Here is a 13283-nt window from a genome sequence, read left to right as displayed (position 1 = left end):
TCTAGAGGGTTGGTGAAAGTTTTTTAACTGGCAGGAATTTTTTGCGAGGGGTTAATCAGTCCCGTAGCCGCTGCCGCCAGGCTGCGCTGGCCCTGTGCCTCACTGAAAATCTTCAGCGTTCACACCGGCCAGCGCAGCCTTCGGCAGCGGCTACAGGTCAGGTGGCGTCTGGGCCGTAGTTCATGATCGACAACAGCTTGATCGGCACCTGCACCAACTGCTCCGGCCCATGGGGGATCTCGCCGTCGAAGGTCAGGCTGTCCCCAGCCTCCATGCGGTACAGCTGGTTACCGTGCCGATAGATCAACTCCCCTTCCAGCAAATGCAGAAACTCGGTGCCCGGGTGCGAGAAGGTCGGGAACTCCTCGCTGGCGTCGTCCATGCTGACCATGTACGCCTCGAAGCTCTTCTTCGGCCCGCGGGTGTGGTTCAGCAGGTGGTAGGTGTGGCCCTTCTCGGTGCCGCGGCGCACCACCTCCAGCCCTTCATCGGCCTTCACCAGCAAGGCGCTGCTGCCCTGCTGGTCATACTGGCTGAACAGCTTGGACATGGGCATGCCCAGCACGTCGCACAGGCGGCTCAGGGTATCGAGGCTGGTGGACACCTGGGCGTTCTCGATCTTGCTCAGCATGCCTTGGCTGATACCGGCGATGCGGGCCACGTCGGCCAGCTTGAGTTCCTGCGCCTGGCGCTGGCGCTTGATCTGCATCCCCAGGTACTGCTCCAGCTTGAGACGCGGTTGGGGGTCGATAGGCATGTTCATAAAGGCCTGCACGGTTTCTGTACATTAATATTAGTTTCGCACCACGAAAGTGCAAATTCGGGGACCTCCGCCGTTCGGCGTTTGGTGGTATTCCCCCTGGGAAAACTATATTCCCATATAGACAGCGCACAAAGCTCGTTTTCTCGTCGGCTGGGCGGCATCGGCAAATCTGGCAAGCGGCTTGCATTCCTATTGGGAAAGTAAGTTTCGTTAGCGGAATAATCGATCAGCCAGCCAGTCGCGAGGAGTGAAGTGCACATGTTGCCAGAAGAAACCCAGCGCATTATCGAGCAGCACGGGATCAAGTACGTGCTGGCGCAGTTCGTCGATATCCACGGTGCCGCCAAGACCAAATCGGTGCCGGTGTGTGGCCTCAAGACCGTGGCCGAGGAAGGCGCGGGTTTCGCCGGCTTCGCCATCTGCGGCATGGGCATGGAGCCCCACGGCCCGGACTTCATGGCCCGTGGCGACCTGTCCACCCTGACCCCGGTGCCGTGGCAGCCAGGCTACGGCCGCGTGGTGTGCATCGGCCATGTCGACGGCAAGCCGCACCCCTATGACAGCCGCTACGTTTTGCAGCAACAGGTGCAGCGCCTGGCCGACAAGGGCTGGACGCTGAACACCGGCTTGGAGCCCGAATTCAACCTGATGCGCCGCGACGCCGGTGGCAAGCTGCAACTGGTGGACGCCAGCGATAACCTCGACAAGCCGTGCTACGACTACAAAGGCCTGTCGCGCTCGCGTGAATTCCTCGAGCGCCTGACCGAAGCCCTGCAAAAGGTCGACTTCGAGATCTACCAGATCGATCACGAAGACGCCAACGGCCAGTTCGAGATCAACTACACCTACAGCGACGCCATGACCTCGGCGGACCGCTTCACCTTTTTCCGCATGGCCGCCGGCGAGATCGCCAACGACCTGGGCATGATCTGCTCGTTCATGCCCAAGCCCGACCCCAAGCGCGCCGGCAATGGCATGCACTTTCACCTGTCGATCGCCAGCGCCGACAACAAAAACCTGTTCCATGACGCCAGCGACCCCAGCGGCATGGGCCTGTCGAAACTCGCCTACCACTTTGCCGCAGGCCTGTTGGCCCACGGCCCGGCGCTGTGTGCCTTCGCCGCGCCCACGGTCAATTCCTACAAACGCCTGGTGGTGGGCAACTCGCTGTCCGGCGCCACCTGGGCCCCGGCGTTCATTGCCTTCGGTTCCAACAACCGCTCGGCCATGGTCCGCGTGCCCTACGGCCGCCTGGAATTCCGCCTGCCGGATGCCGGCTGCAACCCGTACCTGGTCACCGCCGCCATCATCGCCGCAGGCCTGGACGGCATCGACCGGCAGTTGATGCCCGACCAGGTGTGCAACGAAAACCTCTACAAGCTGAGCCTGGAAGAAATCGCCGCACGCGGCATCAAGACCCTGCCGCAATCGCTCAAGGAAGCCTGCGACGCACTGGAAGCCGACCCGCTGTTCAGCGAAGTGCTGGGCCAGGAAATCGTCGGCGAGTTCATCAAGCTCAAGCGCATGGAGTGGGTGGAATACAGCCGCCATGTCTCCGACTGGGAGATCCAGCGCTACACCGAATTCTTCTGATTATTTCCCTTCAATAAAGCGCTGGCGGCGCCTGTGCCGCACAGTGAAGGAGACCTGTTATGTGTGGAATCGTGGGGCTGTACCTGAAGAACCCGCAGCTCGAAGCCCAGCTGGGCAAGCTGTTCGAACCGATGCTGGAGGCCATGACCGATCGCGGCCCGGACAGCGCCGGCTTTGCCATCTACGGTGACGAAGTGGCCGATGGCTGGGTCAAGCTGACCCTGCAAAGCACCACCGAAGGTTTCGATTTTCACGCACTGATGAGCGCCCTTGAAGGGCAGTTGGGTTGCTCGCTGGACTGGTTCCAGAACGCCACGGCCGCGGTGCTCAAGGTCAACACCGACGAGGCCAGCGCCCGCGCCGCCCTGGCCGAGCTGGCACCTGAACTGCGCATCATGAGCGCCGGGCAGAGCATCGAAATCCTCAAGGGCATGGGCCTGCCACGGGAAATTTCCCAGCGCTTCGGCCTGGCCGGCATGAAGGGCAGCCACATCATCGGCCACACCCGCATGGCCACCGAGAGCGCGGTGACCATGGAAGGCAGCCATCCGTTCTCCACCGGCGCCGACCTGTGCCTGGTGCACAACGGCTCGCTGTCCAACCACTTCCGCCTGCGCCAGGAACTCAAGCGTGAAGGCATCAAATTCGAAACTGACAACGACACCGAAGTGGCGGCTGGTTACCTCACCTGGCGCCTGCAGCAGGGCGACTCGCTGAAAGAAGCGCTGGATAACTCTCTGGAAAACCTTGATGGCTTCTACACCTTCGCCATCGGCACCCGCAACGGCTTCGCGGTGATCCGCGACCCGATTGCCTGCAAACCGGCCATCCTCGCCGAGACCGATGACTACGTGGCCATGGCCTCGGAGTATCAGGCGCTGTCGAGCCTGCCGGGCATCGAAAACGCGAAAATCTGGGAGCCGGCACCGGCCACCCTTTACGTCTGGGAACGCGAGTCGGCCTAAGGAGCACGCACATGAAAACCATCGACCTTTCCACTGCCAGCGTGCGCGACCTCAACCAGGCGCTGCACGACCAGGTCAACAACGTTGAAGACCGCGAGTGGGTAGTCACCCATTCCAACGGCAAGCACAACCTCGCCGTCGGCGTGAACGAAGCGGTGTCCATCGATATCCAGGGCCACGCCGGCTACTACTGCGCGGGCATGAACCAGAAGGCCTCGATCACCGTGCACGGCAACGTCGGCGTCGGCTGCGCCGAGAACATGATGAGCGGTTACGTTCGGGTCAAGGGCAGCGCCTCCCAGGCGGCCGGGGCCACGGCCCATGGCGGTTTGCTGGTGATTGAAGGTGATGCCGGCGCGCGTTGCGGCATTTCCATGAAGGGCATCGACATCGTCGTTGGCGGCAGCATCGGCCACATGAGCTGCTTCATGGGCCAGGCCGGGCGCCTCGTCGTATGCGGCGATGCCGGCGATGCGCTGGGCGACTCGCTGTATGAAACCCACATCTACGTGAAGGGCAAGGTCGAGTCCCTGGGCTCGGACTGCATCGAAAAAGAGATGCGCGCCGAGCACCTGGAAGAGTTGCAGGAACTGCTCAACCGCGCAGGCTTCGCCCACCAGGCGGCGGACTTCAAGCGCTACGGTTCGGCCCGTCAGTTGTACAACTTCAAAGTCGATAACGCGTCCGCGTACTGAGGAGCATTGATATGAGCGAGAAGAACCCTCCGGTGCTGCGCGAGTCCGCCACCTTCGACCGCCTGACCATCCAGGAAATCCAGCGTGCCGCCGAAACCGGCATCTATGACATTCGCGGCGGCGGCACCAAGCGCAAGGTGCCGCATTTCGATGACCTGTTGCTACTGGGCGCCAGCGTGTCGCGTTACCCGCTGGAAGGCTACCGCGAGAAGTGCGGCACCGACGTGATCCTGGGCAACCGCTTCGCCAAGAAGCCCATCCACCTGAAAATCCCGGTGACCATCGCTGGCATGAGCTTCGGCGCGCTGTCGGCCAACGCCAAGGAGGCCCTGGGCCGTGGCGCCACCATCGCTGGCACCAGCACCACCACCGGTGACGGCGGCATGACCCCGGAAGAGCGCGGCCAGTCCCAGCAGCTGGTGTACCAGTACCTGCCGTCGCGCTACGGCATGAACCCGGACGACCTGCGCAAGGCCGATGCTATCGAGATTGTGCTCGGCCAAGGGGCAAAGCCGGGCGGCGGTGGCATGTTGTTGGGCATGAAAGTGACCGAGCGTGTGGCCGGCATGCGCACATTGCCGATCGGCGTTGACCAGCGCTCGGCCTGCCGCCACCCCGACTGGACCGGGCCGGACGACCTGGCGATCAAGATTGCCGAGATCCGCGAAATCACCGACTGGGAAAAGCCCATCTACGTGAAGATCGGCGCCAGCCGGCCGTATTACGACGTGAAACTGGCCGTGAAGGCCGGTGCTGACGTGATCGTGCTGGACGGTATGCAGGGCGGCACGGCGGCCACCCAGGAAGTGTTTATCGAGCACGTGGGCATCCCGATTCTGCCGGCTATCCCGCAAGCGGTACAGGCTTTGCAGGAGATGGGCATGCACCGCAAGGTGCAGCTGATTGTTTCCGGTGGCATCCGCAACGGCGCCGACGTGGCCAAGGCCATGGCCCTGGGCGCCGATGCGGTAGCCATCGGTACCGCCGCGCTGATCGCGCTGGGTGACAACCATCCGCGTCTTGACGAGGAGCTGAAGAAAATCGGCTCGGCGGCCGGTTTCTACGATGACTGGCAGAACGGTCGTGACCCGGCGGGCATTACCACTCAGGACCCGGAGCTGTCCAAACGCCTGGATCCGGTGGAAGGTGGCCGGCGCTTGGCCAACTACCTGCGCGTGCTGGTGCTGGAAGCGCAGACCATGGCGCGGGCGTGCGGCAAGTCGCACCTGCACAACCTCGATCCCGAGGACCTGGTGGCACTGACTGTTGAAGCGGCGGCCATGGCGCGGGTGCCGTTGGCCGGCACCAGCTGGATCCCCGGTTCCGGTTACTAACCCGTAGCCGCTGCCGCCAGGCTGCGCTGGCCCTCTGTTTCACTGGAAATATCCAGTGGGCACGGGGCCAGCGCAGCCTGACGGCAGCGGCTACAGCGTTTCGTACGAGAGGCCACGAAGGCCCATTGTTTAAAACCCATTTCGCTTGCTGCCAGACAACCTTCCATTCCTCGCAGGAGCTTCGAAAATGGTCAACCGTCTACCCGGCATTTCCCTCCTCGCATTAACCCTTCTATCCCCCCTGGCCCACGCCGCCGACACCCCCCCGCCGGTGCTGAACCTGGGTAGCACCGCCTGGATGATCACCGCCGCCGTGCTGGTGCTGTTCATGTGCCTGCCGGGCCTTGCGCTGTTCTACGGTGGCCTGGTGCGCGCCAAGAACATGCTTTCGCTGTTCACCCAATGCTTCGGCATCGCCGGTGTAGTGGGCGTGCTGTGGGTGATCTACGGCTACAGCATGGTGGTCGACACCACCAACATGGTTGATGGCCAGGTCACCTTCAACAGCTTCGTCGGCGGCCTGAGCCGGGTATTCCTGGCCGGCATGAACGCCGACAGCATCGTCGGCGACATCCCCGAAGGCGTGTTCGTGACCTTCCAGATGACCTTCGCCATCATCACCCCGGCACTGATCGCCGGCGCCTTTGCCGAACGCATGAAATTCTCGGCGGCGCTGATCTTCATGGCCGTGTGGTTCACCCTGGTCTACGCGCCCATCGCCCACATGGTGTGGGGCGGGGCAGGGGCCTTGATGCACAACTGGGGCACCCTGGACTATGCCGGTGGCACCGCCGTGCACATCAACGCCGGCGTCGCGGCGCTGGCCGCGTGCATCCTGCTGGGCAAGCGCAAGGGTTATCCACACACGCCCATGCCCGCGCATAACCTGAGCTTCACCATGGTCGGCGCGGCCATGCTGTGGGTAGGCTGGTTCGGCTTCAACATCGGTTCGGGCGGTGGCCTTAGCGGCATCTCCGGTATCGTCATGATCAACACCCAACTGGGCGCCTGCGCCGGCATCATCGGCTGGATGTTCACCGAATGGTTCAAGGCCGGCCGACCCAGTGCTTTAGGTTTGGCCAGCGGTGCCTTGGCAGGCCTGGTCGGTATCACCCCTGCGTGCGCCTATGTCGGCACGGGTGGTGCGTTGGCCATCGGCCTGCTGTGCGGGGTGATCTGCTACCTGGGGGCCACCAGCCTCAAGCGCCGCTTCGGTTACGACGACAGCCTGGACGTGTTTGGCCTGCATGGCATCGGCGGTATCGTCGGGGCGTTGCTGACGGGTGTGTTCTGCGTGCCGTCATTGGGTGGGTATGTGCCAAACGTCACCATCGCCGGGCAACTGCTGGCGCAGTTCAAGGGCGTGGCGTTCACCTTCGTGTACTGCTTTGCGGTGAGCTGGATCATCCTGAAGGTGATCAAGGTGGTGATTGGCTTGCGGGCAGATGAGGCGACGGAGGAGTTGGGGTTGGATCTGGGTGAGCATAATGAGAGTGCTTACAATCACTGACATATTCGATGTGACGACTGTCGGTCTGGAATTGACTCCGATGAAGGGCTGATCAAGAATGTCCGCTGAGGGCTCACATAAGAGCAGGGGTATCAGAGCATCAGGCGAATTGGCTCGGTACTGCGGATGTGCGAAACGCGCCAGTTTCGCGGTAGCGGTAACTCGGAGGCCTCGGCCAAACAGTTAGCACGTAACCCAGCTTTTTCGGAAGCTAGCTAAGCGAGCGCTGCGACTACCAGCCCTCCGTATTCCGCAATTAAGGCGCCTTGCTGGCGCCTTTTTTCGTATCAGGCCCTCACCACCGCGACTGCCCTGCCGTTGGTGGCTCGATTTCTATAAGCCGTCACCACGCTATAAAACATCTCGTCCGCGTCGATCAAATCTGCAAACGCGGCCAGCACCACACAACCTTTACGCCCTCTCAGTACGATCAGGCGATGGTGTCCTGCCATCTCATTGAACTCGCAAACAATGCTTGCTCCATCAACAATGATGTCACTCACGAAATGCGGTACGTCGTAGATGCTTGGGTATCCGAAGCGCGCCAAGTCGTGACCTCGCTCCTGCCAGATATGCCTGATGCCAAAACCTCTGTGCGGGCCGTAGTGCCGACCTGCTCGTAAAAGGATGGGGCCACCTGGCTGCTGTAGCAATTGGCTGGTTACTTCCACCTTTCCCCAGTGTTCCTTGCCTGTCAGCGGGTGACAGAAAGCATGATCTTCGTGGTAGTCAAAGCCATCGGGGACAGGCAGGGATTGCGGTGATCTGAAGCGAGACAATCGGCGGTCCTTGTACGACTGGATTGCCATTTTGCCATAGGGATTTGGGTACTCAGGTCCTGAAGCTGCCTGGTGTTATTTCTGGACGTTTCCAAGCGTGCCCGAATACCGTAGCCGCTGCCGTCAGGCTGCGCGGGCCCTCATGACCGCTGGAGATATCCAGGGTTCACGCGGGCCAGCGCAGCCTTCGGCAGCGGCTACGGTGGGTCTCAGTTGCCGCCGAACGGGCCGGCGGCTACGAAGGCGCCGCCTTGGTAGGCCGTGGCCGGGTCATCGGCTGGCGGCATTGGCTGCGCTTCCACCTTGGCTTGCGGGCAGATGAGGCGACGGGGGAGTTGGGGTTGGATCTGGGTGAGCATAATGAGAGTGCTTACAATCACTGATCAGAAACCGCGTCGCCTGTATCGCGGCCAAGGCCGGCTCCTACGCCGCCCGTGGTAGGAGCCGGCCTTGGCCGCGATGACGTCAGTGCGTGCTCCGAGCCGTAGCCGCTGCCGCCAGGCTGCGCTGGCCCTTATGTCCGCTGGAGATATCCAGGGTTCACGCGGGCCAGCGCAGCCTTCGGCAGCGGCTACGGTGGGTCTCAGTTGTCGCCGAATGGGCCGGCGGCTACGAAGGCGCCGCCCTGGTACACCATGGCCGGGTCATCGGCGGGCGGCATTGGCTGCGCTTCCACCTTGGCACGGAACTGTTCGCTGCTGTCCTTGGGCTGGTAGCCCAGGTGGGCGGCGTAGCGGTTGTCCCACCAGTTCGGGGTGTTGTCGGAGGCGCCGTACACCACGGTATGGCCGATGCTGTCGGTATAAAGCCCGCGCGCAATCAATTGCGTCAGGTCATCGAAGCTCAACCAGGTGCTGAGCATGCGGCGGTTCTGTGGTTCGGCGAACGAGGAGCCGATGCGGATGGTCAGGGTTTCGATGCCGTAACGGTCGAAGTAGAAGCTGGCCATGTCCTCGCCATAGCACTTGCTCAGGCCGTAATAGCTGTCCGGGCGGCGTGCGCTGTGGGCATCCAGCACTTCGGTCTGCTTGTGGAAACCGATCACGTGGTTGGAGCTGGCGAAAATCACCCGCTTCACGCCATGGCGGCGCGCCGCTTCATAAATATGAAACACCCCACAGATATTGGCGCCCAGGATTTCCTCGAACGGGCGCTCTACCGACACCCCGCCAAAATGCACGATGGCGTCCACGCCCTCGACCAGGTGGTGCACCGCCTGCTTGTCGGAAAGGTCGCACAGCTGGAATTCTTCGGTCTTGTCGTCCACGGCGCCAATGCTGGCGATGTCGGACAGGCGCAGGGTGCGGCAGAAGGGCTTCAGGCGCTGGCGCAGTTCCTTGCCCAGGCCGCCAGCGGCACCGGTCAGCAGCAGTCGATTGAGGGGTTTGCTTGGGGTGGTCATGGGCGGCTCTGGCCTCTTGTTCATTGTTATGGTTCAGATGTCATCGTACAACTTGTCGTGAATTATTGGGAGCGCAGCCCGTCGCTGTCAATCTCCCGAGCGCTGAATCGGCATTGACACCTAATCGCCAGTATCGCTATAAGGTGGTTATACGACAACGTATGACTAAATGTGTCGAAGGCGCGACTCCCTCCTGTGGATAACGCTCACCTAACAAAAATACAATCAAGGTGATGTGATGAAGATAAAAGGCATCCGTTGGTGGATGGTGGCCCTGGTGATGGGCGGCCTGATCGTCAACTACTTGGCCCGTAACACCCTGTCGGTCGCAGCGCCCACGATGATGAGCGAACTGACCATTACCACCGAGCAGTACTCCCACATCGTAGTCGCCTGGCAGATCTGCTACGCGCTGATGCAGCCGATTGCCGGTTACATCCTCGATGCCATCGGCACCAAGATGGGCTTTGCGGTATTCGCCGTGGCGTGGTCGCTGGCGTGTGCCGGCGCGGCAATGGCCACGGGCTGGCAGAGCCTGGCGTTCCTGCGCGGCCTGCTGGGGCTGACCGAAGCGGCCGGCCTGCCGGCTGGCGTCAAGGCCACCACCGAATGGTTTCCGGCCAAGGAGCGCTCCGTCGCCATCGGCTGGTTCAACATTGGTTCGTCGGTCGGCGCACTGCTGGCACCGCCACTGGTGGTGTGGGCGATCCTGCACAGCGGCTGGCAGCTGGCCTTCCTGATCGTCGGCGCGGCCGGCATCGTCTGGAGCGTGGGCTGGCTGTTCCTCTACAAACACCCCCGCGACCAGAAACGCCTGAGCGACGAAGAGCGCGAGTACATCCTCAGCGGCCAGGAAGCGCACTTCAAGGAAGAGCCCAAGCAGCGCGGCAGCTGGAAAAAAATCGTCGCCAGCCGCAACTTCTACGCCATCGCCTCGGCGCGCATCCTCTCGGAGCCGGCCTGGCAGACCTTCAACGCCTGGATTCCGCTGTACCTGATGACCGAACGGCACATGAACATCAAGGAAATCGCCATGTTCGCCTGGCTGCCGTTCCTGGCCGCCGACCTGGGCTGCGTGCTGGGCGGCTACCTGAGCCCGATCTTCCACCGCTACTGCAAGGTGTCGTTGTTCACCTCGCGCAAAATGGTCATGCTGTTCGGCTGCTCGTGCATGATCGGCCCGGCCTGCATCGGCCTGGTTGATAGCCCTTACATGGCTATCGCCCTGCTGTGCGTCGGCGGTTTCGCTCACCAGACCTTGTCGGGTGCGCTGTATGCCATTACCTCCGACTCGTTCGGCAAGAACGAAGTGGCGACCGCCACCGGTGCTGGCGGCATGTTCGGCTTCCTCGGCGCAGCAGCCTTCACCGCCGTGTTTGGCGTGCTGGTGACGCAGGTAGGTTACAGCCCGCTGTTCGTGGTGCTGGCGATTTTCGACATCATTGCAGCGATCATCGTGTGGACGGTGGCGCGGGAGGTGGTGCGCATCAAACCGGAGATAGAGGTCAGCAACAGCGTGGAAGGTGCGGTTGCAAGCTCGTAAGCTGAATGACCTGAGACCGGCCTGATGGCCGGTCTTGTTTTTGCCTCACCAATAGTCCGGCTTCAAAGCCGGGCGTTTTAGGGTAGGCACTCGGTCTGGAAACTGGCAGGCCTTTAGCTCATCGTTGGTGACGGTCCGTCGCATCCAGTCGGACAGGTTCTGCAGAGAACCTGGTGGTTCTCGTTTTATCCCCTCCCGATGCGGAAGGATTACGCCTAGGGTCAGGTTCGGAAAGTCTTCACGGATTGCCCGCAGTGCTGGCGTCATGTCGGTATCGGCAGACACCAGGACTATTTGCTCTATGCGCAAAGTCTCGGGAAGCACCTGCTGTTGCGAGGCAAGACGGTACATGCTGATCGCGATATGCACGTCGGTCTCCTTCTCCTCAAGACGCCATATATCGACTTGATCCGTCCTGGAGGCGGGTACTTTTTTGCTGATGAAACGTGGGGCGCGCCCAGGCTCCAGGCGGTGTCGGCCATGGCAAACGGTAACGTCGCGAGCGATAAGCGCACGTAGGTAACTGTCCTGCGCCTCTTTGGATTGGCGGCCCCGGCTGGCGAGGTCCGGCTTTACCCCTGCCGTAAAAAACGTGACCGATTGGAGTGTGCTGGAAGGCTGCTCGACATGAAGAATACGTTGTAGCAGCGTGGGAAGATCAAGCCATTTGTACTGTGTGCCGGCCAGCAAGCCATAGAACAGGTTATAGCCATCGACGAAAAAGGCGGTCCGCACAAAATTTGCCCTTGAAAACGAAAAAACCGGCCAAAGGGCCGGTTTCTTCACCTCAACAGCCAGCGAACTTAATCGCTGCGTACGAGGTTGAGTCGTGCGCCCATCATGGCCGAGCGTGCCGGTTGCGTCAATCGTGGCAAACCATGTGGCTAGCGGGCAAATGCTACTTGCCATGTACCGCCGGCCGGGCGCCCCGGGCAATTGGATGGGGCTGAGTGCGGATACCATAAAGCCATTCAGGAATCTTTCCATCGGGAAATGGTAAGGATATATTTGCGGCCGATGCCGAGTCGCGGTGAACGATCGGGTATCTGCGTCAAATACCACGCCAACACCCCCGCCACACTGGCCACAGCCGTCACCCCCACCATAGGCCCCAGCGTCCCATCCGACAGCCTGCCCACCCCATGACTGCACACAGCCGTCATCGTCATCTGGATAAAGAAAAACAACCCCGAAGCAGCCCCCGCCACATGCGCATAGGGTTGCAGCACAGCTATCTGACAGGCCGGGATCACCAGCCACACCGACACCATGATCCACAGCAACGGCTGCTGCAGTTGCCGGAGGGGGGTGATGCGCAGGCGTTCTGCAGGCGGGCTGCCGAGGTGGGGTTACGCCTGCAGCCGGTCAGTCAGTTCTGCCACCAGGCCCATCACCCGGGTGCCGTGGTGCTGGGTTATACGGCGCTGACCCTGGCGCAGATCAAATACCACGTCCGCCAGTTGGCACAGCTGTAGCCGCTGCCGCCAGGCTGCGCTGGCCCCCACATACACCTGAGATCTCCAGCGCACACCAGGGCCAGCGCAGCCTGGCGGCAGCGGCTTCAGGGCGCGGACTCAGCGGAAGGCGGGCATCACGTGGTCGATGAAGAGTTGGAGCGACTTGCGCTTCTCTTCATGCGGCAAGCTGTTGTCACACCAGAAGCTGAACTCGTCCACCCCCAGTTCCTGGTAGTACTTGATCCGCGCCACGATCTCTTCCGGCGTGCCGATCATGGTGTTCTTGCGGATGTTCTCCAGCTGGAACTCCGGGCGCTCGGCGAATTTCTCTTCCGGGCTTGGGTCGAGGAAGCCGTTCACCGGCACGGTCTTGTTGCCGAACCAGGCATCGAAGGTGCGGTAGAAGCGCGAGATGGCCTTGGCGCCCACTTGCCAGCCGTCCGGGTCGTCCTTGGCGTGCACGTGGGTGTGGCGCAGCACCATCAATTGCGGGCGCGGGATGCCGGGGTTGTTGGCCAGCGCCGCTTCGAATTTGTTCTTCAGGTCGACTACTTCTTCGTCGCCCTTCATCAGCGGTGTGACCATCACGTTGCAGCCATTGGCGACGGCGAAGTTGTGCGAGTCGGGGTCGCGGGCGGCGATCCAGATCGGTGGTGTGCGCACCGGTTTCGGCACGCTGGTGGAGGTGGGGAATTTCCAGATTTCGCCGTCGTGGGCGTAGTCGCCTTCCCATAGTTTGCGCACCACCGGCACCATTTCCCGTAGGGCATTGCCGCCGCTGCTGGCGGGCATGCCGCCGGCCATGCGGTCGAACTCTACCTGGTAGGCGCCGCGGGCCAGGCCCACTTCCATGCGGCCGTTGCTGATCACGTCCAGCAGGGCGCATTCGCCGGCTACCCGCAGCGGGTGCCAGAACGGCGCGATGATGGTGCCGGCGCCCAGGTGGATGGTGGTGGTCTTGCCGGCCAGGTACGCCAGCAGCGGCATCGGGCTAGGCGAAATGGTGTATTCCATGGCGTGGTGTTCGCCGATCCAGACGGTGCTGAAGCCGCCTTTCTCGGCCAGCAGGGTGAGCTCGGTCAGGTCTTCGAACAGCTGCCGGTGGCTGACTTGCTCATCCCAGCGTTCCATATGCACGAACAGGGAAAACTTCATGACGCGTACCTCGGATCTTTTGTTTTTGACCCGCCACAAGCGGGCCTGATGCGGTAGGGAGCGCTAGGCGCTGCGGTCGTATTATTG

At 61.9% G+C, this 13283-nt stretch carries 13 protein-coding genes and 1 pseudogene; 7 read left to right on the top strand and 7 right to left on the bottom strand.

The window, feature by feature from the left end:
- Nucleotides 1-157: 157 nt before the first annotated feature.
- On the bottom strand, nt 158-763 hold the full coding sequence (locus ACZ9GA_RS24860) for a helix-turn-helix domain-containing protein (protein ID WP_457360091.1): 606 nt from the start codon (nt 761-763) through the stop codon (nt 158-160).
- A 258-nt stretch (nt 764-1021) separates the two neighbouring features.
- Here ACZ9GA_RS24860 and glnT point away from each other — a divergent pair, with 258 nt between their 5' ends.
- The 5 genes from glnT (at nt 1022) to ACZ9GA_RS24835 (ending at nt 6860) form a co-directional block, all read left to right on the top strand.
- On the top strand, nt 1022-2356 hold the full coding sequence (glnT, locus tag ACZ9GA_RS24855) for a type III glutamate--ammonia ligase (RefSeq protein ID WP_027981966.1): 1335 nt from the start codon (nt 1022-1024) through the stop codon (nt 2354-2356).
- Nucleotides 2357-2415: 59 nt separating this feature from the next.
- Entirely contained in the window at nt 2416-3321 is a 906-nt protein-coding gene (locus ACZ9GA_RS24850; RefSeq protein ID WP_457360093.1) for a class II glutamine amidotransferase, read from the top strand.
- Nucleotides 3322-3332: 11 nt separating this feature from the next.
- Nucleotides 3333-4016, top strand: a complete 684-nt coding sequence (locus ACZ9GA_RS24845; RefSeq protein ID WP_457360095.1) for a GltB/FmdC/FwdC-like GXGXG domain-containing protein — start codon at nt 3333-3335, stop codon at nt 4014-4016.
- 11 nt (nt 4017-4027) lie between these two features.
- Nucleotides 4028-5350, top strand: a complete 1323-nt coding sequence (locus ACZ9GA_RS24840; RefSeq protein ID WP_457360097.1) for an FMN-binding glutamate synthase family protein — start codon at nt 4028-4030, stop codon at nt 5348-5350.
- 187 nt (nt 5351-5537) lie between these two features.
- On the top strand, nt 5538-6860 hold the full coding sequence (locus tag ACZ9GA_RS24835; RefSeq protein WP_457360098.1) for an ammonium transporter: 1323 nt from the start codon (nt 5538-5540) through the stop codon (nt 6858-6860).
- A 287-nt stretch (nt 6861-7147) separates the two neighbouring features.
- On the opposite strand, the gene ACZ9GA_RS24830 is transcribed toward ACZ9GA_RS24835, so the two are convergent.
- The 3 genes and pseudogenes from ACZ9GA_RS24830 to ACZ9GA_RS24820 all read right to left on the bottom strand — a co-directional run bounded on the left by ACZ9GA_RS24830 (nt 7148) and on the right by ACZ9GA_RS24820 (nt 9041).
- Nucleotides 7148-7639: a hypothetical protein gene (locus ACZ9GA_RS24830; RefSeq protein ID WP_457360100.1), complete on the bottom strand. Its 492-nt coding sequence runs from the start codon at nt 7637-7639 to the stop codon at nt 7148-7150.
- A gap of 209 nt (nt 7640-7848) precedes the next feature.
- Nucleotides 7849-7944: pseudogene (locus tag ACZ9GA_RS24825) on the bottom strand (NAD-dependent epimerase/dehydratase family protein); the annotation flags it as partial.
- A 278-nt stretch (nt 7945-8222) separates the two neighbouring features.
- Entirely contained in the window at nt 8223-9041 is an 819-nt protein-coding gene (locus ACZ9GA_RS24820; RefSeq protein ID WP_457360102.1) for an NAD-dependent epimerase/dehydratase family protein, read from the bottom strand.
- A gap of 238 nt (nt 9042-9279) precedes the next feature.
- Here ACZ9GA_RS24820 and ACZ9GA_RS24815 point away from each other — a divergent pair, with 238 nt between their 5' ends.
- Entirely contained in the window at nt 9280-10584 is a 1305-nt protein-coding gene (locus ACZ9GA_RS24815; RefSeq protein WP_457360104.1) for an MFS transporter, read from the top strand.
- 45 nt (nt 10585-10629) lie between these two features.
- On the opposite strand, the gene ACZ9GA_RS24810 is transcribed toward ACZ9GA_RS24815, so the two are convergent.
- Nucleotides 10630-11319 (bottom strand): NYN domain-containing protein, encoded by a 690-nt coding sequence (locus tag ACZ9GA_RS24810; protein ID WP_457363652.1) that lies wholly within the window; start codon nt 11317-11319, stop codon nt 10630-10632.
- Between the two features lie 236 nt (nt 11320-11555).
- Complete coding sequence (locus tag ACZ9GA_RS24805) at nt 11556-11867, bottom strand: hypothetical protein (protein WP_476227025.1); 312 nt, start codon at nt 11865-11867, stop codon at nt 11556-11558.
- A gap of 60 nt (nt 11868-11927) precedes the next feature.
- Here ACZ9GA_RS24805 and ACZ9GA_RS24800 point away from each other — a divergent pair, with 60 nt between their 5' ends.
- Nucleotides 11928-12059 (top strand): hypothetical protein, encoded by a 132-nt coding sequence (locus tag ACZ9GA_RS24800; protein ID WP_476227023.1) that lies wholly within the window; start codon nt 11928-11930, stop codon nt 12057-12059.
- Nucleotides 12060-12158: 99 nt separating this feature from the next.
- Here ACZ9GA_RS24800 and ACZ9GA_RS24795 read toward each other — a convergent pair whose 3' ends face one another.
- On the bottom strand, nt 12159-13196 hold the full coding sequence (locus ACZ9GA_RS24795; protein ID WP_457360107.1) for an LLM class flavin-dependent oxidoreductase: 1038 nt from the start codon (nt 13194-13196) through the stop codon (nt 12159-12161).
- Nucleotides 13197-13283: the final 87 nt, after the last annotated feature.

This window comes from Pseudomonas sp. TE3644, assembly GCF_056278815.1.
Note: the sequence above shows the minus strand (reverse complement) of the source record. Positions and strands in the feature narration are given on the sequence as shown.

Coding starts and splice junctions, on each gene's coding strand:
- ACZ9GA_RS24815 (WP_457360104.1), top strand. CDS start 9,280: ATGAAGATAAAAGGCATCCGTTGGTGGATGGTGGCCCTGGTGATGGGC.
- ACZ9GA_RS24795 (WP_457360107.1), bottom strand. CDS start 13,196: ATGAAGTTTTCCCTGTTCGTGCATATGGAACGCTGGGATGAGCAAGTC.
- ACZ9GA_RS24850 (WP_457360093.1), top strand. CDS start 2,416: ATGTGTGGAATCGTGGGGCTGTACCTGAAGAACCCGCAGCTCGAAGCC.
- glnT (WP_027981966.1), top strand. CDS start 1,022: ATGTTGCCAGAAGAAACCCAGCGCATTATCGAGCAGCACGGGATCAAG.
- ACZ9GA_RS24860 (WP_457360091.1), bottom strand. CDS start 763: ATGAACATGCCTATCGACCCCCAACCGCGTCTCAAGCTGGAGCAGTAC.
- ACZ9GA_RS24840 (WP_457360097.1), top strand. CDS start 4,028: ATGAGCGAGAAGAACCCTCCGGTGCTGCGCGAGTCCGCCACCTTCGAC.
- ACZ9GA_RS24820 (WP_457360102.1), bottom strand. CDS start 9,041: ATGACCACCCCAAGCAAACCCCTCAATCGACTGCTGCTGACCGGTGCC.
- ACZ9GA_RS24835 (WP_457360098.1), top strand. CDS start 5,538: ATGGTCAACCGTCTACCCGGCATTTCCCTCCTCGCATTAACCCTTCTA.
- ACZ9GA_RS24845 (WP_457360095.1), top strand. CDS start 3,333: ATGAAAACCATCGACCTTTCCACTGCCAGCGTGCGCGACCTCAACCAG.